This window comes from Stenotrophomonas sp. CASM114, from assembly GCF_049384325.1.
Lineage (GTDB): Bacteria > Pseudomonadota > Gammaproteobacteria > Xanthomonadales > Xanthomonadaceae > Stenotrophomonas > Stenotrophomonas muris.
The window spans coordinates 37,343-57,542 of record NZ_JBMRGJ010000010.1; the positions used below are offsets into that span (position 1 = coordinate 37,343).

Consider the following 20,200-nt stretch of genomic DNA (forward strand, 5'->3'; position numbering starts at 1 on the left):
AGATCGAGTGTGATCCTGCTTTCCAGCCACCGCAACGGCCGATTGCGACACCGACAAGAGCGGTTGCCGCCAATTCATCGTCGTCAACCATGACTGACGGCGCTTGACGCTGTGAATACGCGCTTTGGAAGATGCTGTGCTTCCAATCCGGCCCGTCCAGACGCCCTTGTCCACACTGCCGCCCCTCGTGGAGCGCCCACCGATGATGGTGCAGGCGCCCGAACCCGACCTGCATCATGGCGTGCTTGAGCGCATCAACGCTGGTTTCTGCGTGATCCAGGTGCTGTTCGAGGGCGATCGTGCGGTCGACTATCGTTTCCTCGAGGTCAACGATGCCTTCGAGCGCCACACCGGGCTGAAGGATGCGCGTGGACAGCGCATGACCGAGCTGGAACCCAACCATGAGCAGGACTGGTTCCGCATCTACGGCGAGGTCGCACGCAGCGGCCGTCCCGCCCAGTTCGAGATGGAAGCGCGTGCGCTGGGTCGTTCGTTCGCGGTCGACGCGGTGCGCGTGGGCCGGCCAGGCGAGGACAAGGTCGGCATCCTGTTCTTCGACATCACCGCGCGCAAGCAGATGGAAGTGGAGCTGGGCGAGAGCGAAGCGCGCTTCAGCGCACTGGCCGACGGCCTGCCGATGCCGGTGTGGGTGCTCGATGAGCGCGGCCATGCCCGTTTCGTCAACAGCGCCTTCAGCGAGTTCTTCGGTGGCGACGAGACGCGTGTGCCGGAAGATGTCTGGCGCGGCCTGGTGCATCCGGACGATGCGTCGGTATTCGAATACGAACTGCAGGAAGCGCTGAAGGCGCAGCGTTCGATGCACGCGCTGGTGCGTGCGCGGCGCGCCGATGGCCAGTGGCGTTGGCTGGAGATGAACGCACGCCCGCGTTTCTCGCGGATGGGCCGCTTCATCGGCCTGGCCGGCAGCAGCCCGGACGTGACCGAACGCCGCGAGATCGAACTGGCCCGCGAGGAACTGCTGCAGTCCGAACGCGCCGCGCGCAGCGCTGCGGAGAACATGGCGCGGCTGAAGGACGAGTTCCTGGCCACGCTGTCGCATGAACTGCGTACGCCGCTGACCACCATCCTCGGGTGGAGTGAGCTGCTGCTGCAGCGTGTGGACAACACCAGCCCTCTGTACAAGGGCCTGAACGTGATCGCCAACAGCGCCGGCGCGCAGAAGCGGCTGATCTCGGACATGCTGGACCTCAGCAGCATGCTGCTGGGCAAAGTGCAGCTGGAGGTGGAAGTGCTGGACCTGCGCACGGTGCTGGGCGAGGCCATCGGCGCGCAGGAACTTGTGGCCGAAGGCAAGGCACTGGACGTGCACCTGCAGCTGCCCGAACAGCCGAGCCTGGTGCTGGGCGATGCCACGCGCCTGCAGCAGGTGTTCTGGAACCTGCTCTCGAACGCGATCAAGTTCACCCCGGCTGAAGGCCGCATCGACCTGCAGCTGCGGGCCGACGGCAACCACTGGGAGATCACCGTGCGCGACACCGGTGATGGCATCGCACCCGAATTCCTCAATCACCTGTTCAGCCGCTTCCGCCAGGCCGATGGCACCACCACCCGGCGCCATGGTGGACTGGGACTGGGCCTGGCGATCGTGCAGCAGCTGGTCGAACTGCATGGCGGCACGGTCGCTGCGGCCAGCGAGGGCCACGGCCATGGCGCCACGTTCACCGTGCGCCTGCCGCAGCACCTTCCCGATGCCGAGCGGCGCCCGCTGCGCGAAGTGATCAGCGGGCCGATCCTGGAACCGGTGATCGTCGAGCCGTATCCGCTGCGCGGCATGCACGTGCTGGCGGTGGAAGACCAGCCGGAAGTGCTGGAGTACCTGCGGCGCATGCTGGAAGAGCAGGGCGCCAGCGTATCGGCGGCCAGTTCGGCCGGTGAGGCGCTGGCGTTGCTGGCCGACACCGGCCATCTGCAGTACCACGTGATGCTGACCGACATCGGCATGCCGGGCATGGATGGTTATGGCCTGGTGCGCACGCTGCGCGAGGACATGGGCGTGGATGCCACGACCCTGCCCGCGGTCGCCGTCACCGCGCTGGCGCGTGCCGATGACCGCCGCCGTGCGCTGGCGTCGGGTTTCCAGGAACACGTGGCCAAGCCGTACTCGGTGGCGCAGCTGGTGGCTGCGGTGCGCAAGGTGCAGGTACCCCGCGCCGACAGCGCGCTGCACTGAGCATTCACGGCCGATCGGCGACCCTGCATGCAGGAGGTCGCCGATGTCCCGCATAGCTCCCCGTATCCATACCGATCCGGCGCAGATCGCGCGCCTGGAAGCCCTGCTGCCGCAGCTGGAAGGCGAAACGCAGGTGGAACTGATTCTGCACGATGGCCGCCGCCTGCTCGGCACGGTGGCCGTGAGGCCAACCGTGCAGCAGTACCGCAACGTCGCTGGTGATGAAGGCAGCAACGGCCAGTTGCGCCTGGATGACTACGACACGCCGGTGCAGCAGCACCATGTGTGGCTGGACGAGATCGCCAGCATCAACCGCCTGCCACCCAAGGCGCCTTGATCCGATATAGAGCCGGGCCCACGCTCGGCTGGCGCCCGAGCGTGGGCGACGGTGCTACAGATGCGTCAATGCTCGAACAAGGTCGGCGTCGCTTCGAACCGGCGCGCGTAGGCGCGTTCTTCCGCCACCCGGGCCACCTCTTCATCGGCCAGGTCCGGTGCGCCGTATACCGCATAGGCCACGCTGCCATCGGCGCCATGGCCGACCTGGTGCAGCCGGTAGCGCGAGTGCCCGCCGCCGGTGTCCTCGGGGTAGTGCACGGGCGGATGGCTGCCTTCCAGGTCCATTTCACTGTTGTCGACCACGCCACCGACGAACAAGGCTCGCATGCAGGTTCTCCTGGGTTTCCGGGGGAGCCTCTACCCTGAACGTTTCAATGTTTCTGGCGGATCAAGGCCCCGTTCGGGTTTCGCAAAGCGGGCCGCCGGGGCCGGCCCGGCCAAGCCGGTACAATGGACGGCCCTCACGCTTGAAGTACCCGCGCCGATGGCCTCCAGCGACGACGCCCCCCTGCAGACCCTGCTCCTGCCGTTCTCCCAAGGCGCCCTGCGCTGGCCGGAGGGCCCGGTGGCTTTCCTGCGTGCCCGCGATGGCTGGCCGCTGCGCGAAGCGGCCGGCAACCGCGAGCTGCACTGCGAACAGAGCTTTGCCCCGTTCGCGCAGCCGCTGCAGCAGGCCGCCGGCTGGACCGTCAGCGGCCAGCTGGACGATGTGGCCGGCAAGGGCCGTTACCCGCTGGTGCTGGTGCTGCCGCCGCGCCAGCGTGAAGAAGCCCGTGCGCTGTTCGCCCGCGCGCTGGCGCTGGTCGCCGAGGGCGGCCGTATCGTCGCCTGCCAGTCCAACAACGAAGGCGCGCGCTCCGGTGAAGGCGACCTCAAGCAGCTGGCCGGTCTCGGCGGCTGCCTGACCAAGAACCACTGCCGCGTGTACTGGACCGCCCCGCTGCAGGGCCAGCACGACGCCGACCTGGCCAAGCGCTGGTCGGCGCTGGATGCGGTGCGCCCGATCATGGGCGGACGCTTCCTCAGCCGCCCGGGCGTGTTCGCCTGGGACCGCATCGATCCGGCATCGGCGCTGCTGGCCGAGCACCTGCCGGCCGACCTGGCCGGCCGCGCCGCCGACCTTGGCGCAGGCTACGGCTATCTCTCGCGCGAGCTGCTGGAACGCTGCCCGAAGATCACCGCGCTGGACCTGTACGAGGCCGAGCAGCGTGCGCTGGCCCTGGCCGAACTGAACCTGGCGCCGCCGCCGCGCGCGCTGCCGCTGCGCTTCCTGTGGCGCGACGTCACCGCCGGCATCGAGCCGGGCTACGACGTCATCATCAGCAACCCGCCGTTCCACACGCCGTCGCGTGCCGACCGCCCGGACATCGGCCAGCGCTTCATCGCCGTGGCCGCGCAGGCGCTGCGCCCGGGCGGGCGCCTGTACGTGGTGGCCAACCGCCATCTGCCGTACGAGCACACCCTCAACGACAGCTTCGGTGCGGTGCGCGTGGTCGCCGAGCGCGACGGTTTCAAGCTGGTTGAAGCAGTGAAGGGGAAGGGCAAGTGAAGCTGGTCAAGCTGATCGCCAACCTGGGCTATGGCAGCCGCAAGCAGGTGCAGTGGATGTTCCGCGAAGGCCGCGTCACCGACGCCGACGGTGAGGTGCTGTACGCCGATGACCAGGTGCCGCACGAGGCGATCCGCGTCGATGGCGAGCCGCTGGACCCGCCGGTGGGGCTGTCGATCGCGCTGCACAAGCCCGCCGGCTACACCTGTTCGACCAAGGACACCGGCCGCCTGATCTACGACCTGCTGCCGCCGCGCTTCCGCGACCGTGATCCGGTGCTGTCCACGGTGGGCCGCCTCGACCGCGAGACCAGTGGCCTGCTGCTGCTGACCGACGATGGCGGCCTGCTGCACCGGATCATCTCGCCGAAGTCGAAGCTGCCGAAGGTCTACGAAGTCGAGTTGAGCGAGGACCTGCGCGGCGACGAAGTGGCGTTGTTCGCCAGCGGCACGCTGATGCTGGAGTCCGAGAAGACGCCCCTGCTGCCGGCTGAACTCGAAGTGCTGGAGGCGCGTCGCGCACGCCTGGTGCTGCATGAAGGCCGCTACCATCAGGTACGCCGCATGTTCGCCGCCACCGGCAACCACGTGCAGGCCCTGCACCGCAGCCGCGTCGGCGGGCTGGACCTGCAGGGGCTGGACGAAGGGCAATGGCGGCAGCTCACTTCCACCGACCTGGATACGTTGTTCGCTCCATGACCCCCTTCGCTGCGCTGCCGTTCCTGCCCGACGCCGTCATCTTCGACATGGACGGCCTGATGATCGACAGCGAGCGGGTCTCGCTGGCCTGCTGGAGCGAGGCCGCCGACGAATTCGGGCTGGGCCTGGAGGAAGCGGTGTTCCTGCGCATGGTCGGCCTCGGCGACCACGATACGCATGCGTTGCTGCGCGCGCAGGGCATCGAGGACAGCGTGATCGACGCGGTGGCGGCGCGTTGCCATGAGCTGTACGAAGCACGCACGCAGACCGGGCTGCCGCTGCGGCCGGGCATCCTGGAGCTGCTGGAGCTGCTGAAGGCGCACGCGGTACCGCGTGCGGTGGCGACCACCACGCGGCAGCCGCGCGCCAACCGCAAGTTGGCGGCCGCAGGCCTGCTGCCGTACTTCGATGCCGTGATCACCAGTGGTGATGTGGCGCGGCCGAAGCCGGCGCCGGATATCTACCTGCTGGCCGCGCAGCGGCTGGGCCAGGCGCCCGAACGTTGCCTGGCGCTGGAAGATTCACCGGCCGGCACGCGGGCCGCACTGGCCGCCGGCATGACCGTGATCCAGGTGCCGGACCTGGTGCATCCGGATGAAGAGCTGCGCGCACTGGGCCACCGCATCGTCGACTCGCTGGTGGACGCGCACGCCCTGCTGCTGCCGCTGCTGCCGAAGTAGCGGTGGGTGCCGACCTTGGTTGGCACTGAGCCGGGCATGGGCTCGGCTCCACATCTTCTGGTGGGTGCCGACCGTTGGTCGGCACACCTGTTCAATCACACCCGCCCGAACACCAGCGCAGCGTTGGTGCCACCGAAGCCGAAGCTGTTGGACATCACCGTGTCCAGCTTCTGCTCGCGGCTCTCGCGCAGGATCGGGAAGCTCTCCACCTTCGGGTCCAGCTCGCCGATGTTGGCCGAACCGGCGACGAAGCCATCGCGCATCATCAGCAGGCAGTAGATCGCCTCGTGCACGCTGGCCGCGCCCAGCGAATGGCCGGACAGCGCCTTGGTCGAGGACAGCGGTGGTACCGCATCGCCGAACACTTCACGGATCGCGTTGAGCTCGGTGACATCGCCCAGCGGGGTCGAGGTGCCGTGGGTGTTGAGGTAGTCCAGCGGGCGATCGACGCCCTGCAGTGCCATCTTCATGCAGCGCACCGCGCCCTCGCCGGACGGCGCGACCATGTCGGCGCCATCGGAGGTCACGCCGTAGCCGATCAGCTCGGCATGGATGCGCGCGCCACGCGCAACGGCGTGGTCGTAGTCCTCCAGCACCAGCATGCCGCCGCCACCGGCGATGACGAAGCCGTCGCGGTCCTTGTCGTACGGACGCGAGGCGCTGGCCGGGGTCTCGTTGAAGCTGGTCGACAGCGCGCCCATCGCATCGAACATCACGCTCATCGACCAGTGCAGGTCTTCACCGCCACCGGCGAACATGATGTCCTGCGCACCGTGGCGGATCATGTCCGCGGCAGCCCCGATGCAGTGCGCCGAGGTCGCGCAGGCGGCCGACAGCGAGTAGCTGACGCCCTTGATCTGGTAGGCCGTGGCCAGGCAGGCCGAGACCGTCGAGCACATCGTGCGCGGCACCATGTACGGGCCGACCTTGCGCACGCCACGTTCGCGCAGCAGGTCGACCGCGCCGATCTGCCATTCGCTGGAGCCGCCGCCGGAACCGGCGATCAGGCCGGTGCGCAGGTTGCTGACCTGCTCGGGGCTGAGCCCGGCATCGGCGATGGCATCGCGCATGGACAGGTAAGCGAAGGCCGCCGCATCGCTCATGAAGCGCTTCTGCTTGCGGTCGATCAGCGCCTCCAGATCGAGGTCGACGCGACCGCCGACCTGGCTGCGCAGGCCCGCTTCGGCATGGTCGGCCAAGGCGGTGATGCCCGAGCGCCCTTCGCGCAGCGCGGCCGAAACGGTATCCAGATCATTGCCGAGGCAGGACGTGATGCCCATGCCGGTGATGACGACGCGACGCATCAGAAGCTCCCGGTTTCAGTGAACAGGCCGACGCGCAGGTCGCGCGCGCTGTAGATTTCGCGGTCATCCACGTACATGCGGGCGTCCGACTGGGCCATCACCAGCTTGCGGTTGATGACACGGCTGATGTCGATCTCGTAGCGCACGAGCTTGGCGTCCGGCAGTACCTGGCCGGTGAACTTCACCTCGCCGCAGCCGAGTGCGCGGCCCTTGCCGGGGGCACCCAGCCAGGTCAGGAAGAAGCCGGTCAGCTGCCACATGGCGTCCAGGCCCAGGCAGCCGGGCATCACCGGGTCGCCGATGAAGTGGCAGCCGAAGAACCACAGGTCCGGGCGGATATCCAGCTCGGCGCGTACCATGCCCTTGCCGTGCGGTCCGCCGTCCTCGTGGATGTCGGTGATGCGGTCGAACATCAGCATCGGATCGTTGGGCAAACGGCCGGCGGCGGTGCCGAACAGTTCACCGCGTGCGCTGGCCAGCAGCTGTTCGCGGTTGAACGCGTGGAGACGGGTCATGAAGCACAATCCTGGAAGCGGGGAAACAGGGAAACAAGCGTTCGAGGATGCCCGTGGAAACTGCGCCGATCAAACATTTCAACCGTACGCAACCGTAGTGTTTTCAATGGAATACGCGCATCCTGTTGATGTGCAACGACCATACTTCGGCGTGTGGCCCGTTCGGCACGCCCCCGCCCTTTCCGCCTGACATGACCCGACTGCGCAAGATCATCCACGTCGACATGGACGCGTTCTACGCGTCGGTGGAGCAGCGCGACGATCCGTCACTGCGCGGCAAGCCGGTGGTTGTGGCATGGCGCGGCGCGCGCTCGGTGGTGTGTGCGGCGTCCTACGAGGCACGCGTGTTCGGCGTGCGTTCGGCGATGCCGGCGCTGCGCGCCGAACGCCTGTGTCCGGACGCGATCTTCGTGCCGCCGGACTTTGCACGTTACAAGGCGGTGTCACGCCAGGTACGCGAGATATTCCTGCGCCACACCGACCTGGTCGAGCCGTTGTCGCTGGACGAGGCCTACCTGGACGTGACCGAGCCGAAGAGCGGCATCGAACTGGCCACCGACATCGCCCGCACCATCCGTGCGCAGATCCGCGAGGAGACGAACCTGACCGCTTCAGCCGGGATCGCGCCGAACAAGTTCCTGGCCAAGATCGCTTCGGACTGGCGCAAGCCCGATGGCCAGTTCGTGATTCCACCGCAGCGGGTGGACGCCTTCCTGCTGCCGCTGCCGGTGAACCGGGTGCCAGGCGTCGGCAAGGTGATGGAAGGCAAACTTGCCGCGCGTGGCATCGTCACCTGCGGCGACCTGCGGCAGTGGTCCCTGGTCGACCTGGAAGAGGCGTTCGGCAGTTTCGGCCGCAGCCTGTACAACCGTGCACGCGGCATCGACGAGCGGGCGGTGGAACCGGACCAGCAGGTACAGTCGATCTCCTCGGAGGACACCTTTGCCGAGGACCTGCTGCTGGAAGACCTGGGCGAGGCGATCGTGCAACTGGCGGAGAAGACCTGGAATGCCACGCGCAAGACCGAACGCGTCGGCCACACCGTGGTGCTGAAGCTGAAGACCGCGCAGTTCCGCATCCTCACCCGCAGTTTCACCCCGGAGCGCCCGCCGGAATCGATGGAAGAACTGCGCGACATCGCACTGGCCCTGCGCGCCCGCGTCGACCTGCCGGCGGAGACGCGTTACCGCCTGGTCGGCGTCGGGCTGGGTGGGTTCCGCGAAAAGGAGGCCATGGTGCAGGGGGAATTGTTCGAGCACGGACCGAGCGATTCCACATCCCTCTGATCGGCAAAGGCGGGGTCAGAGCCCGTTGCGCAGCAACGGGATCCGACCCCAGCAGATTGCCGAGATCTGTCGAAGGCGAGGTGGGTCCGGTTGCGGGGGCGTGAGCGGCATGGATGCCGCGACCAAGCCCCCATGGACGGGTTCACGGCGTCCCCTGCCATCGGACCCACCCCGCCAACCCACAGATATCCAGCTGTTGCCGTTGCATTGAGCAGGTGCAGGGCGCAGCCCTGCAAAACAACCCTTTACCTTAAGGCCACTGCATCTCGCCCCTGGCCACTTTCGCACTCAGCTCCAGCGATGCCACGCCATCCAGCTTCGGGTAGCGCGACTGCATTGCTTTCACCAGCGCCGCACTGTCCCTGGCCTTTGCCGTCTCGGCATCGAACGCGCGGATGTAGTCCGCGGTGAAGCGCAACGCACTGGCATCCAGCGCCGCACCCGGCGCGTAATGCCCCGGCACCACCACCTTCGGCTTCAGTGCCTGCAACCGCTGCAGGGTCTGCAGCCAGTCGGTGTGCGACTTCGGCGTCTGCGTGTCGGCCATCCACACGTGCTCGCCGGCCACCACCGGAATGCCACCGACGATCGCGCGCAGCGACGGCACCCACAGCACCGTGCGGTCCGGGGTCGGGCCATCCAGGCCGATCAGCGGCAGGCGCTGGCCTTCCAGCTCCAGGGCATCGCCATCCAGCACCTGCGGCAGCACGATGCGCGCGGGCACGTCGGCACCCATCTTCGGTCCCCAGTAGGCCAGCTTGCCGGCCTGGGTCTGCTGGATATGGGCGACGGTCTGCGCGGTGGCGACGATGCGCGCCTGCGGGAACGCGTCCTGCAGGGTAGCCAGGCCGAAGTAGTAGTCCGGATCACCGTGGCTGATGTAGATGGTGGTCAGCTGCTTGCCGCTGGCGCGGATCAGCTCGACCAGTCTGCGCGCATCGCTGGCACCAAACTGCGCATTGACCAGGATCGCGTCGTGGCGGCCTTCGATCAGCACCGAGGACACCGAGAACATTGCCTGCGGGCCGGGATGGAAGGTCTGCAGGTGCAGCTGGGATTTCGTCGCCGCCGCCGGCGTCGTGGTGGCCGGTGCGGCCAGCAGCGGCGCACTGGTGAAGCTGGCGGCCAGGGCGAGGGGAAGCAGCAGGGCAGCGGTACGCATGGGAACTCCTTGTGTAGAGCCGGGCCAATGCCCGGCTGCATGTTCGCGTAGAGCCGAGCGCGGGCTTGGCTCTACATGGGACGTGCGTGGATCAATACGCTGCGGTGATGATCTGCTTCGGATACGCGTGCGCTTCCAGTTCGGCGACGAACGCCGCGCCATAGTCGGCGTAGCTGATGCGGCTGTGGCCGCTGGTATCGGCCAGGAACGCCTTGGGCTGCACGCGGTACTGGCCGCGCTCTTCACCCGGGCCGATTTCGGCGGCCGGCGAGAAGAAGGTCCAGTCCAGGTCGTCCACTGCCTGCAGGCGGTTGAACGCCTCGCGGTGGGCCAGCGCGTACGGCTTGTAGGCCTCCGGGAAGGTGGGGGTGTCGACCAGCTGCACGCCGGGTGCGACTTCCAGGCTGCCGGCACCGCCAACCACCACCAGGCGCGGCACGCCGGCCTTGCGCGCGGCAGCCACCAGCTGCGCGGCGACCTCGCCGACGCGGCCGATGTCATCGCCCGGGCGCGGGCCGTAGGCACTGGCGAGCACGTCGTGGCCGGCGATGGCGGCAACCAGCGCGTCCTGGTCATCCAGCGAGGCGATCACCGGATGGGCACTGGCCAGCTCGGCCGGGAGGTCCTGCGCGCTGCGCACGATGACGGTGAGTTCGTGGCCGCGGGCCAGCGCGTGGCGGGCGATCTGGCGGCCGATGTTGCCGGTGGAACCAACGAGGGCGATCTTCATGGCAGGACTCCGTGGGGCGCTGTGGGGTGGGAATGGCGCCACTCTAGGCCGCTGCAGTCGCTCGAAAAACAGCGTATAACGCGCTTGTTTGTTGCATGGATCGAGCATATGGACCGATTGACCGCCATGACCGTGTTCGTCGAGGTGGCCGAGCGCGGCAGCCTGACCGCGGCGGCAGAGGTGCTGGACATGTCGCGGGCGATGGTCAGCCGCTACCTGGCTGAGGTCGAGGGCTGGCTGGGCGCACGCCTGCTGCACCGGACCACGCGCCGGGTCAGCCTGACCGGCCCGGGCGAGGCGGCGCTGGCGCGCTTCCGGCAGATGCTGGCGATCGGCGAGGAACTGCAGGGCGAGCTGGCCAGCGATGATCCGGAGCCGCATGGCACGCTGCGGGTGACTGCCAGCGTGTCGTTCGGGCAGAGCCACCTGGCGCGGGCGGTGGCCGGCTTTGTTGCGCGCCATCCGGCGGCACGCATCGAGCTGCTGCTGGTCGACCGCACGGTCAACCTGGTGGAGGAGCGGGTGGACCTGGCCGTGCGCATCGCGCGCCAGATCGATCCCAGCCTGATCGCGCGGCGGCTGGCCACCTGCCGCTCGGTGCTGTGCGCGACGCCGTCCTACCTGCAGGCACGCGGCACGCCGACTGCTCCCGAGCATCTGGCCGCGCACAACTGCCTGACCCACCACTACGTCGGCAAGAGCCTGTGGCAGCTGCACCGGGACGGCCGTTCACTGTCGGTGGCGGTGGGCGGCAACATCAGCGCCAACGAGGCCTCGCTGCTGCTGGAGGCAGTGCGGGCCGGTGCCGGTATCGCCATGCTGCCGACCTACCAGGTGGCGCCGCTGCTGCGTACCGGCGAGCTGATCGAACTGCTGCCCGAATTCAGCCTGGACGAACTCGGCATTCATGCCGTGTACGCGTCACGGCGACAGCAGCCCGCTATCATGCGGCGATTCCTGGACTACCTGGCCGAGTGTTTCGCCAGCCCGGCCTTCCAGGATCTGGATTGGCGCCCACCGGGCAAGGAGAACACATGAACCATGGACAGGCCTTGATCGACCACAACCGTGCTGCCTGGGACCGCCAGGCCAGCGAAGTGCGCGAATGGTCGCGCCCGGTGGAAAGTTCAACCATTGCCGCCGCGCGCGAAGGCCGCTGGCAGGTGCATCTGACCCCACGCGCGCTGCCATTGGACTGGCTGGGCGATGTGCGTGGCCGCCGCATCCTGTGCCTGGCCTCGGGCGGGGGCCAGCAGGCACCGGTGCTGGCCGCTGCGGGCGCCGACGTCACCGTGTTCGATCTCTCAGACGGGCAGCTGGAACAGGACCGCAGCGTGGCGGCGCGCGATGGACTGCAGCTGCGCACGGTGCAGGGCGACATGCGCGACCTGCACGTATTCGCCAACGACAGCTTCGACGTGGTGTTCCATCCGATCTCCAACCTGTACGTACCCGACGTGCGCCCGGTGTGGACCGAATGCCGCCGCGTGCTGGCGCGCGATGGCATGTTGATGGCCAGCTTCTACAACCCGGTGCTGTTCGTCGGCGCGCGCGATCCGCAGCTCGATGCGCAGGGCCTGATCCGGCCGCAGTACGCCATTCCCTATTCGGACCTGGAAGACCTGCCCGCCGCAGAACGTGAGGCGAAACTCGGCCGCGGCGATGCGCTGACCTTTGGCCACAGCCTGACCGAACTGATCGGCGGGCAGCTGGATGCGGGGTTCGTCATCGATCGCTTCATGGAAGACTGGCAGCCGCAGCCGCGCTTCCTGATCGACCGCTACCTGCCCACGTTCTTGGCCACCCGCGCACGCCGGATCGGTTGAGGCGGATCGGCGCAGAAACCAGCGGCGTACAATGGGCGGCCCAATGTCGTGCAGGTGCCGTCCCTTGTCGTATCCCTATCCGCTGGTCGTGTTCGACCTTGATGGCACGCTGGTCGACAGCGCAGCTGATATCGCCGAAGCACTGAACCGCACGCTGGAAGACATCGGCATGGCACGCGTGCCGGAAGCCACGGTTCTGGGCTGGATCGGCGACGGTGTGCGCCGCCTGGTCGAGCAGGCCGTGCATGCCGCGGGTCGTGAGGTCGACCTGGCCGAAGTGATGCCGGTGTTCATGGTGCACTACCGTGAGTGCCTGTTGCGCAGCCCGCGCCTGTTCGATGGCGTGGCCGAAGCGCTGATGCAGCTGCGTGCACGCGCTGTTCCGCTGGCGATCTGCACCAACAAGCCCGAAGCGCTGGTGCCGCCACTGCTGCAGCACCTGGGCATTGGTGATGCGTTCGCGCTGGTACTGGGCGGCGATTCGCTGCCGCAGCGCAAGCCCAGCGGTGAGCCGCTGCGGCACATCGCTGCGCACTTCGGGCTGGCGGTGGATGCCTGCCTGATGGTGGGTGATTCGTTGACCGACTACCGCGCCGCTGAAGAGGCGGGTATGCCGATCGCACTGGTGCGTTACGGTTATCCGCGTGGCCTGGACCTGGCCACCGCACAGGCGGTGGCGGTGATTGACGACCTGCGTGAGTTGCCGGGGTTGCAGGGCTGACGCAGGGGGTAGTGCCGGCCGCTGGCCGGCAACCCCGAGGACGTTGCCGAGGGTCACGATGTTGCCGGCCAGCGGCCGGCACTACCATGACCGTCGCGGTCATTTCGGCTGGTAACGCACGCTCAGCTGGTATTCGCGGCCGGGCTGGTTGAACCACGCCACCGTCTCGTAGCGGCGGTCGAACACGTTGGCGGCACGTGCCAGCAGCGACCACGCCGGCGTCAGCGCGTACTCGGCGCGCAGGTCCAGCGTGCCGTAGCCACCGACCTTCACCGCGTTGGCGGCATCGTCATAGCGCTTGCCCGCACCCTGCACGGTCAGGCCGGCGCGGAAATCGCCGAAGCGGCGGTCGACGTCCAGGCGCGCGGTCTGCTGTGCACGGCGCGGCAGCCAGTTGTCGAACTGGGTGCTGCCATGGGTGCGGTTGCGCGGGTCGGTGTAGCTCAGCTGCGCGTTGAGGTCGAAGCCGGCCAGCAGCACGCCACCGGTCAGTTCGGCGCCACGGATGCGCGCCTTCTCCACCTGCTGCATTTTCATCGTGGACGCATCGTAGGTGATCAGGTCATCGATGCGGGTCTCGTACACGTCCAGGCCCCAATGCCAGCCCTGGCCCTGCTGCGAAACACCGAGGTTGGCGCTCTTGGACTTCTCCGGCTTCAACGTCGGCACGCCGCTCCACGGGTCGTACAGGTCGCTGAAGGTCGGTGCCTTGAAGGCGGTGCCGTAGCTGGCATTGACGCGCAGGCCGTGGTCCAGCTGCATTGCCCAGCCGAGACTGCCGGTGGCGTGGTTGCCGAACTGCTGGTTGTCGTCGTTGCGCGCGCTGGCCTGCAGCTGGTGGCGGCCGAAGCGGCCCTGGTACTGCACGAATACACCGGTGTTGCGGCGGCTGTCGACAAGGTAGCCCGCGCTGCTGCCATCCAGGTTGTCTTCGCTCCAGTCCACGCCGGTGCTCAGCAGCTGGCTTCCGGTCAAGGTGAAGTCACCCTGCAGCGAGGCGCTGTCGCGGTGGGTCTGCGCGCTGCCGCGTGCGCCGAAGTCGCCGAAGTTGTCCGACTCGTTGTCGCTGCGGCCGACGTTGGCGGTGACGGCCAGGCGCCCGGACGGGGTGTAGCGCACCTTGCCGGCCAGCACCTGCTGGCGGATTTCCGAGTAGTTGTAATAGCCGTCGTAGTGGTTCCTGCCGTCGGCGCGCAGCGCACTGCCTTCCACATTCCACTGGTCGTTGAAGGTGTAGCCGCCACGCAGGCTCTTGGACAGGTTGCGGTAGCCGTCGCGGTCGGGTTCGTCGGCGAAGCAGCCGGTGAACAGCGTCGCCGAGCCACGGCAGGCATCGACGCCATCGGAATGCTGGTAGGCGATGTCGGCGCCGAACCAGCCGCGTTCGGTGCCACCTCCGATGCCGCCGCTGGCTTCGCGCAGGCCGTTGCTGCCACCACCGAGCTGGAAGTGCGGAGCAAAATCGCCCTGGTTGCGGCGGGTGAAGATCTGGATCACGCCACCGATGGCGTCGGCGCCGTACAGGCTGGACTGCGGGCCGCGCACGATTTCCACGCGTTCGATCTGCGCCAGCGGCAGGTCCTGGTACATGGCCAGGCCGAGGTCGGCACTGTTGATGCGCACGCCATCGACCAGCACCACGGTGTGGCCCGAGTTGGTGCCGCGCAGGAACAGCGAGCTCTGCTTGCCGAGCCCGCCGGCATTGGTCAGGTTGATGCCGGCGCGGCCGCGCAGCAGTTCCTGCAACGAGGTGGCCTGGCTGGATTCGATCTGCGCGCGGTCGATCACCTGGGCTGGTGCGATGCTGTCCTGCAGGGCGATCGGGGTGCGGGTGGCGGTGACCAGGATCTGGTCGAGCGCGGTGGTGTCATCGGCGGCCTGGGCCTGCGCGGGCAGGGCGGCCAGCACGGCCAGGGACAGCATTCGGGACTGCAGCTTCATGGGGGACTCCAGGTGCCACGCACGCCCGCGTGGCGAAGGGGAGGAGCCGCGAAGGCAGGCATGCGCCGACGCCGCAGCGCAGGCTGCGGTCATCCAGCGCCATGCCCACCGCACCGCGACCTGAGGCTTCCGGGCCGGTCTCCGGGCTTGCCGCCGGGTGGCGCGAGGCCACCGTCCAGGCGCCTTCCCATGCCTGCGGCACAGTGGCTTTGTTGCCTGGAACTGACGTGCTTACCGTTGCGGGGGCAGCGCCGGCCTGGCGTGGATTCACGCGTCACCGGCTTCCCGTTTCAACCTGCCGGCCGTGGCCGCAGGTCACCTGGAAGTGGGCGCAGTCTACGGCATCGCAGGCGGCCCGTAGCGTCGAGCGTACCCGACTGCCTTTGCTGTGCCCTTAGAATGGTCCCTCGATCCCGTGGTGCCGTTGCCGATGTCCGCCCGTTTTCCGCTGTTCCCGCGTTGTCTGTACAGGACGCACGCATGATCCTCGACCTGGTCCGCCATGCCGGCAACGGTCGCGATGAGTTCCTCGATGGCCGCAGCGATCCACCGCAGCTGGCCCGCCTGCCGCAGGAACTGGTCGACGCCTATGCTGCGCAGCCCTGGGAACGGGTGATCAGTTCGCCGCGGCTGCGCTCGCTGCACACGGCGATGGCCCTGGCCACCCCGCGCGGGCTGGACGTGGAAGCGGAGGAGGAATGGGAAGAGCTGGATTTCGGCGATTGGGACGGGCAGCCGCTGTTCGACCTGCCGGAGGACGCACTGGCGGCCTTCCATGCCGATCCGCATGCATTCCCACCGCCCAACGGTGAAAGCTGGGGCCACTTCGAGCGGCGTATCGCGCGCGCGCTGGATCGACTGCTCGATGATGACGACCCGGTGCCAACGCTGGTGGTCAGCCATGGCGGCCCGCTGCGCATGGTGCTGTCGCAGGTCTGCGGCCTGCCGATGTCGCTGTGCTGGGCACTGCGCATCGACCACGGTACGCGCCTGCGGGTACGGCTGGAACGTGGCGAAGCCGGGCTGGCAGGCGAGCTGCTAGAACTGCAGCAGCCGTAACCCATCGGTAGTGCCGGCCGCTGGCCGGCAGTCTCAGGATCGTTGAAAAGACCACGCAGTTGCCGGCCAGCGGCCGGCACTACCGGTGCGGTCAATCCTCGTCCGCATCCTCGGTCACGCTGTCTTCCGCGTCATCGTCGGCATCGAAGCGCTGCTCATGCACCGGACCCGACGCCGGGCCGGCCGCCTTCAGCGGATGCGCGGCGATGCGTGCTTCGTAATCCTGCACCAGCGCCTCACGCTGCGGCTCGCTCAGTTCCTGCCAGTGGCAGTCCAGCAGCGCGCCTTCCAGCGAGTACAGCAGGTTCAGGCTGGGCTTGAAGCCGGCGCGCTTGACCTTGACGAAGGCGCCGACTGCGCCGGTCGCAACCAGGTCCTCGCGGCTGCGCAGGCCGACCTGGCGCAGCCACGCTGCACTCTTGGGGCCGATGTTGCGCAGCTTCGGTGCGCTCATCCCAGCGCCTCGACGAACACGCGGGCGATGGCTTCCAGGCCGGCCTGGTCATCGGCATCGAAGCGGCCGATCTTCGGGCTGTCGATGTCGAACACGCCGATCAGTTCATCGCCGCGCAGCAGCGGCACCACCAGTTCCGAACGCGAGGCCGAATCGCAGGCGATATGGCCGGGGAAGGCATCGACGTCGTCCACGCGCTGGGTCACGCGCTGGCTGGCGGCGGCACCGCACACGCCCTTGTCCAGCGGGATGCGCACGCAGGCCGGCAGGCCCTGGAACGGGCCGACCACCAGTTCCTTGCCGTCGTACAGGTAGAAGCCCACCCAGTTCAGGTCGGGCAGGGCGTGGTAGACCAGTGCGGAGAGGTTGGCCGCGTTGGCGATGCGGTCGGACTCGGCGTAGACCAGGCCACGGGCCTGTTCCAGCAGCTGGGCGTATTGTTCCGGCTTGCTGCCGGTAAGCGAGGCATTGGCGAACATGCCCGCAGTCTAGCAAGCGCGCCGGGCCGGCGATAATGCACGCTCTGTTGCCCTGTTGGAGCCCATCGATGCCGTTGCCCGCTACGCTGCCGCCCGCCCTGTTCATCACCGGCACCGATACGGAGATCGGCAAGACCGCGGCCAGCACCGCGCTGCTGCATGGGCTGCGCCGGCGCGGCCTGCGCGCGGTGGGTATGAAACCGGTGGCCAGCGGCAGCGAAGACCTGGGGCAGGGCCTGCGCAACGAAGACGCGCTGGCGCTGCAGGCAGCCAGCTGGCCGGTGCCGGACTATGCCGATCTGAACCCGTATGCGCTGCGGCAGCCGCTGGCACCGGAGCTGGCCGCTGCCGAGGACGGCGTGCAGGTGGAACTGGCGCCGATCGTCGCTGCGTTCGCGCGACTGCGCGCACAGGCCGACATCGTGGTGGTGGAAGGCGTCGGTGGGTGGCTGGCGCCGGTCTCGGCCACGCTGGACCAGCTGGACCTGGTGCGAGCACTGCAGTTGCCGGTGCTGCTGGTGGTGGGCATGCGGCTGGGCTGCGTCAACCATGCGCGGCTGACTGCGCAGTCGCTGCAGGCCAGCGGCGTGCAGTGCCTGGGCTGGATCGGCAACCACATTGACCCTGCGATGCAGCGCCAGGATGAGAACATCGCCACGTTGCAGCAGCGCCTGCCGATGCCGTGCTGGGGACGGCTGCCGCATCTGCCGGGAGCGGATGGCGAAGCGCTGAGCGCGCACCTGCTCGAGTGATCCTGGGTAGTGCCGGCCGCTGGCCGGCAACCGCGTCCACCCGGTGATCCCGATGTTGCCGGCCAGCGGCCGGCACTACCGTGCTGCGGGCGCCAGCTCCCGCGCGATCGCGCCCAGTCGTTCCACCGCGCCGATGAAGCGCGCATCCAGGGTCTGGCAGCACGACAGCCGCAGGCAGTGGCGGTATCGCGCGCCACGTGAATAGACCTGGCCGGGCATGAACACGATGTCCTCCTGCAGCGCTCGCTCGAACAGCTCGCGCGTATCCACGCCCGGCAGTTCCAGCCACAGCAGGAATCCGCCCTGCGGTTCGGTGGCGCGGGTGCCGGCTGGGAAGTGCTCGGCCACCAGCTGGCGCAGCCGTCCCACCTGTTCGCGGTACAGCCGGCGCATGCGATGCAGGTGGTGCTCGTAGCTGCCCGCTTCCAGATACGCCGCGACCGCGTCACCGAGCAGCTGCGGCTCGCCGCCGGTGGACTGGAATTTCAGCAGCGCGATGCGCTCGGCGAAGCGGCCGCCATCCAGCCAGCCGATGCGGTAATCCGGCGCCAGTGTCTTGGAGAAACCTCCGACCACCATCACCCAGCCGTCGCGATCGAAGGCCTTCAGCAGGGGCGCCGGCGGTTCGCAGAACTGCAGCTCGGCGTACACCGCGTCCTCGATCAGCGGCAGCTGCCGTGCGTTGACCAGCTCGGCCAGGCGCTGCTTGGCGGCGGTCGGCATGGTGCAGCCGAGCGGGTTGTGCACGGTCGGCATCACCACCAGTGCGGCCAGCGGTGTGTGCTGCAGCAGCGCGTCCAGCGCATCCACATCCAGTCCGTGCTGCGGATGGGTGGGCAGCTCGATGGCCTGCAGGCCGAGGTTGGCCAGCAACGGATACAGGTTGAAGTAGGACGGTGCCTCGATGCCGACCGCATCACCGGGCTGGGTGACCGCGCGCAGCGCCAGCTGCAGGCCCTCCATCGCACCATGGGTCAGCAGCAGGCGTTCGCTGTGGGTGTGCAGCCCCATGCGCGGGCCACGCCGCACGATCTGCGCCAGCAGCCGTGGCGAGCCGTTGGGGCGCGCGTAGGTCTCCACCGTCTGCTGGCCGTGGCGCAGCACCTGTGCGGTATGCCGGGCCAGCTGCGCGCCCGGATAGAACTGGCGCCCGCGCGGACCGGCAAAGGCCAGGTCGATCACACCGGGGCGGCGCTGTGCTTCCAGCACGCGGGCCATCAGCACCTGCTGCAGTGGTGCGGTGGGTGCGGACGGGGTATCACGCAGCGAACGCTCTGGCACCGACAAGCGCGGCGCCACCTCGAAGCCGGCTTTGGGCCGCGGAATGACCAGGCCGGCGTCCTCCAGCTGGCGATAGGCGGCAATCACCGTGTTCAGGCTGAGCCTGCGCTGCAGGGCCATCTGCCGCAGCGAAGGCAGGCGGCTGCCAACCGGAAGGCGTCCGCCGTGGATGGCCTCGGCCAGCTCATCGGACAGCCGTTGGTAGCGGGGTGGGATCATCGCGCTCTGGTCATCTGTATCCATCGAATTTCCCACCATCTGGTGCTGTACCCATGATGATGGCGAGCCTAGCATGTCGTTGTCGGCCGGGCCTGATCGGGGCACGGCCGATACTTCCCAAACGCACGGCTGGATGGCCGTGCGTCTTTTTCTGTGTGTAGAGCCGAGCCCATGCTCGGCTGCACTCCCGCCAACAGCAGCCGAGCGTGGGCTCGGCTCTACAGAGAGCACCGCCGAGCGTCGGTCAGCCCAAGGGGGAATGCCGGCTACCGCATCGGCACCAGCACCGCCTCGCGCCGGTACAGCGCCGGGAACTGCCTGCCCAGCGCGGCCAGCTTCGGTGCGTCGTAGTAGCGGATGTAGGCCGCCTGCGGGTAGTTGGTCATGTAGTTCTGGTGGTAGCTCTCGGCCGGGTAGAAGCGTTGGCCGCTGACCAGCTGGGTGACGATCGGCGCGCGGTAGCTGCCGGCCTGGCCGAGCTGGGCGATGTAGGCGCGGCTGGCAGCCTGCTGGCGTGCGTCGTCACTGAAGATCGCCGAGCGGTATTGGCTGCCGTGGTCCGGCCCCTGCCGATTGAGCTGGGTCGGGTCGTGCACCACCGAGAAGAACACCTGCATCAGCTGCCCGTAGCTGACCTGGCGCGGGTCGTAGTCGATCTTCACTGCTTCGGCATGGCCGGTCTGGCCACCGCTGACGCGCTCATAACGCGCATTGGCCGCACTGCCACCGATGTAGCCGGACACGGCATTGCTCACGCCCTTGACGTGCTGGAACACGCCCTGCACACCCCAGAAGCAACCACCGGCGAACACCACGCTGGCGTGGCTGGCGTCATCGCGGAACGCCGCATCGCCGGTGGGGGCCGGCAGTGCCTGGATCTGCGCGCTGGCCTCGACCGGCGCCGCAATCGCGCCGTGGTCAACCAGCAGCACACCGGCAATCAAGGCCGTGGCCACCAGGCCGGCCACACCGGCGGCGATGCCCTGTTCAAAGGAGAGTTTCATCATGTCCTCC

The 20,200-nt window shown here is 68.2% G+C and carries 21 protein-coding genes and 1 riboswitch; of the genes, 11 read left to right on the top strand and 10 right to left on the bottom strand.

Features of this window, described 5'->3' with window-relative positions; translation table 11 throughout:
* Positions 1-202: 202 nt before the first annotated feature.
* Together VG566_RS11745 and VG566_RS11750 are read left to right on the top strand one after the other, a co-directional pair.
* Positions 203-2,191 (top strand): hybrid sensor histidine kinase/response regulator, encoded by a 1,989-nt coding sequence (locus VG566_RS11745; protein WP_014645806.1) that lies wholly within the window; start codon positions 203-205, stop codon positions 2,189-2,191.
* Positions 2,192-2,234: 43 nt separating this feature from the next.
* A complete protein-coding gene (locus VG566_RS11750; protein ID WP_032959238.1) occupies positions 2,235-2,528 on the top strand; it encodes a DUF3247 family protein in 294 nt (97 codons plus the stop codon).
* 65 nt (positions 2,529-2,593) lie between these two features.
* Here VG566_RS11750 and VG566_RS11755 read toward each other — a convergent pair whose 3' ends face one another.
* On the bottom strand, positions 2,594-2,857 hold the full coding sequence (locus tag VG566_RS11755; RefSeq protein ID WP_053495235.1) for a hypothetical protein: 264 nt from the start codon (positions 2,855-2,857) through the stop codon (positions 2,594-2,596).
* Positions 2,858-3,014: 157 nt separating this feature from the next.
* Between VG566_RS11755 and VG566_RS11760 the strand changes: the two genes are divergently transcribed.
* Genes VG566_RS11760 through VG566_RS11770 form a run of 3 tightly spaced genes read left to right on the top strand, consistent with a single transcriptional unit; the run spans position 3,015 to position 5,457 of the window.
* On the top strand, positions 3,015-4,079 hold the full coding sequence (locus VG566_RS11760; protein WP_164166966.1) for a class I SAM-dependent methyltransferase: 1,065 nt from the start codon (positions 3,015-3,017) through the stop codon (positions 4,077-4,079).
* Entirely contained in the window at positions 4,076-4,777 is a 702-nt protein-coding gene (locus VG566_RS11765; RefSeq protein ID WP_014645809.1) for a pseudouridine synthase, read from the top strand. The genes VG566_RS11760 and VG566_RS11765 overlap by 4 nt, the downstream gene beginning before the upstream one ends.
* A complete protein-coding gene (locus VG566_RS11770) occupies positions 4,774-5,457 on the top strand; it encodes an HAD family hydrolase (RefSeq protein ID WP_053495237.1) in 684 nt (227 codons plus the stop codon). The genes VG566_RS11765 and VG566_RS11770 overlap by 4 nt, the downstream gene beginning before the upstream one ends.
* Positions 5,458-5,552: 95 nt before the next feature.
* Here VG566_RS11770 and fabB read toward each other — a convergent pair whose 3' ends face one another.
* Together fabB and fabA are read right to left on the bottom strand one after the other, a co-directional pair.
* A complete protein-coding gene (fabB, locus tag VG566_RS11775) occupies positions 5,553-6,761 on the bottom strand; it encodes a beta-ketoacyl-ACP synthase I (protein WP_049408278.1) in 1,209 nt (402 codons plus the stop codon).
* Entirely contained in the window at positions 6,761-7,276 is a 516-nt protein-coding gene (gene fabA / locus VG566_RS11780; RefSeq protein WP_014035851.1) for a 3-hydroxyacyl-[acyl-carrier-protein] dehydratase FabA, read from the bottom strand. The genes fabB and fabA overlap by 1 nt, the downstream gene beginning before the upstream one ends.
* A gap of 191 nt (positions 7,277-7,467) precedes the next feature.
* Between fabA and dinB the strand changes: the two genes are divergently transcribed.
* Positions 7,468-8,562 carry a DNA polymerase IV gene (gene dinB, locus VG566_RS11785; protein ID WP_053495238.1) on the top strand — a complete coding sequence of 365 codons (1,095 nt, stop codon included), beginning with the start codon at positions 7,468-7,470 and terminating at the stop codon, positions 8,560-8,562.
* 250 nt (positions 8,563-8,812) lie between these two features.
* Here dinB and VG566_RS11790 read toward each other — a convergent pair whose 3' ends face one another.
* Together VG566_RS11790 and VG566_RS11795 are read right to left on the bottom strand one after the other, a co-directional pair.
* Positions 8,813-9,724 (bottom strand): MBL fold metallo-hydrolase, encoded by a 912-nt coding sequence (locus VG566_RS11790; RefSeq protein ID WP_241884883.1) that lies wholly within the window; start codon positions 9,722-9,724, stop codon positions 8,813-8,815.
* Between the two features lie 91 nt (positions 9,725-9,815).
* On the bottom strand, positions 9,816-10,454 hold the full coding sequence (locus tag VG566_RS11795) for an NAD(P)-dependent oxidoreductase (RefSeq protein WP_053495240.1): 639 nt from the start codon (positions 10,452-10,454) through the stop codon (positions 9,816-9,818).
* Between the two features lie 108 nt (positions 10,455-10,562).
* Between VG566_RS11795 and VG566_RS11800 the strand changes: the two genes are divergently transcribed.
* From VG566_RS11800 to gph, 3 genes are all read left to right on the top strand, one after another.
* The gene (locus tag VG566_RS11800; RefSeq protein ID WP_014645815.1) at positions 10,563-11,492 is read left to right on the top strand and encodes a LysR family transcriptional regulator; all 930 of its coding nucleotides are present in this window, start codon (positions 10,563-10,565) and stop codon (positions 11,490-11,492) included.
* Positions 11,489-12,280 (top strand): class I SAM-dependent methyltransferase, encoded by a 792-nt coding sequence (locus VG566_RS11805; protein ID WP_014645816.1) that lies wholly within the window; start codon positions 11,489-11,491, stop codon positions 12,278-12,280. Before VG566_RS11800 ends, VG566_RS11805 begins: the two co-directional genes overlap by 4 nt.
* Before the next feature lie 64 nt (positions 12,281-12,344).
* Complete coding sequence (gene gph / locus VG566_RS11810; RefSeq protein WP_075076144.1) at positions 12,345-13,001, top strand: phosphoglycolate phosphatase; 657 nt, start codon at positions 12,345-12,347, stop codon at positions 12,999-13,001.
* 99 nt (positions 13,002-13,100) lie between these two features.
* On the opposite strand, the gene btuB is transcribed toward gph, so the two are convergent.
* The gene (btuB, locus tag VG566_RS11815) at positions 13,101-14,942 is read right to left on the bottom strand and encodes a TonB-dependent vitamin B12 receptor (RefSeq protein WP_197562201.1); all 1,842 of its coding nucleotides are present in this window, start codon (positions 14,940-14,942) and stop codon (positions 13,101-13,103) included.
* 115 nt (positions 14,943-15,057) lie between these two features.
* A riboswitch (cobalamin riboswitch) is annotated at positions 15,058-15,280 on the bottom strand.
* Positions 15,281-15,422: 142 nt separating this feature from the next.
* On the opposite strand from btuB, the gene VG566_RS11820 reads away from it, so the two are divergent.
* Entirely contained in the window at positions 15,423-16,001 is a 579-nt protein-coding gene (locus VG566_RS11820) for a histidine phosphatase family protein (protein ID WP_075076142.1), read from the top strand.
* Positions 16,002-16,092: 91 nt separating this feature from the next.
* Here VG566_RS11820 and VG566_RS11825 read toward each other — a convergent pair whose 3' ends face one another.
* Positions 16,093-16,455, bottom strand: coding sequence for a TfoX/Sxy family protein (locus VG566_RS11825; RefSeq protein ID WP_014645820.1), 363 nt, complete (start codon positions 16,453-16,455; stop codon positions 16,093-16,095).
* Positions 16,452-16,934: a GAF domain-containing protein gene (locus tag VG566_RS11830; protein ID WP_032959222.1), complete on the bottom strand. Its 483-nt coding sequence runs from the start codon at positions 16,932-16,934 to the stop codon at positions 16,452-16,454. Before VG566_RS11830 ends, VG566_RS11825 begins: the two co-directional genes overlap by 4 nt.
* A 68-nt stretch (positions 16,935-17,002) precedes the next feature.
* Between VG566_RS11830 and bioD the strand changes: the two genes are divergently transcribed.
* On the top strand, positions 17,003-17,686 hold the full coding sequence (gene bioD / locus VG566_RS11835; protein WP_241884934.1) for a dethiobiotin synthase: 684 nt from the start codon (positions 17,003-17,005) through the stop codon (positions 17,684-17,686).
* A gap of 75 nt (positions 17,687-17,761) precedes the next feature.
* On the opposite strand, the gene VG566_RS11840 is transcribed toward bioD, so the two are convergent.
* Both VG566_RS11840 and msrA read right to left on the bottom strand, forming a co-directional pair.
* Positions 17,762-19,210 carry a PLP-dependent aminotransferase family protein gene (locus VG566_RS11840; protein WP_241884614.1) on the bottom strand — a complete coding sequence of 483 codons (1,449 nt, stop codon included), beginning with the start codon at positions 19,208-19,210 and terminating at the stop codon, positions 17,762-17,764.
* Positions 19,211-19,452: 242 nt separating this feature from the next.
* Complete coding sequence (gene msrA, locus VG566_RS11845) at positions 19,453-20,190, bottom strand: peptide-methionine (S)-S-oxide reductase MsrA (RefSeq protein ID WP_032959274.1); 738 nt, start codon at positions 20,188-20,190, stop codon at positions 19,453-19,455.
* Positions 20,191-20,200 lie beyond the last annotated feature (10 nt).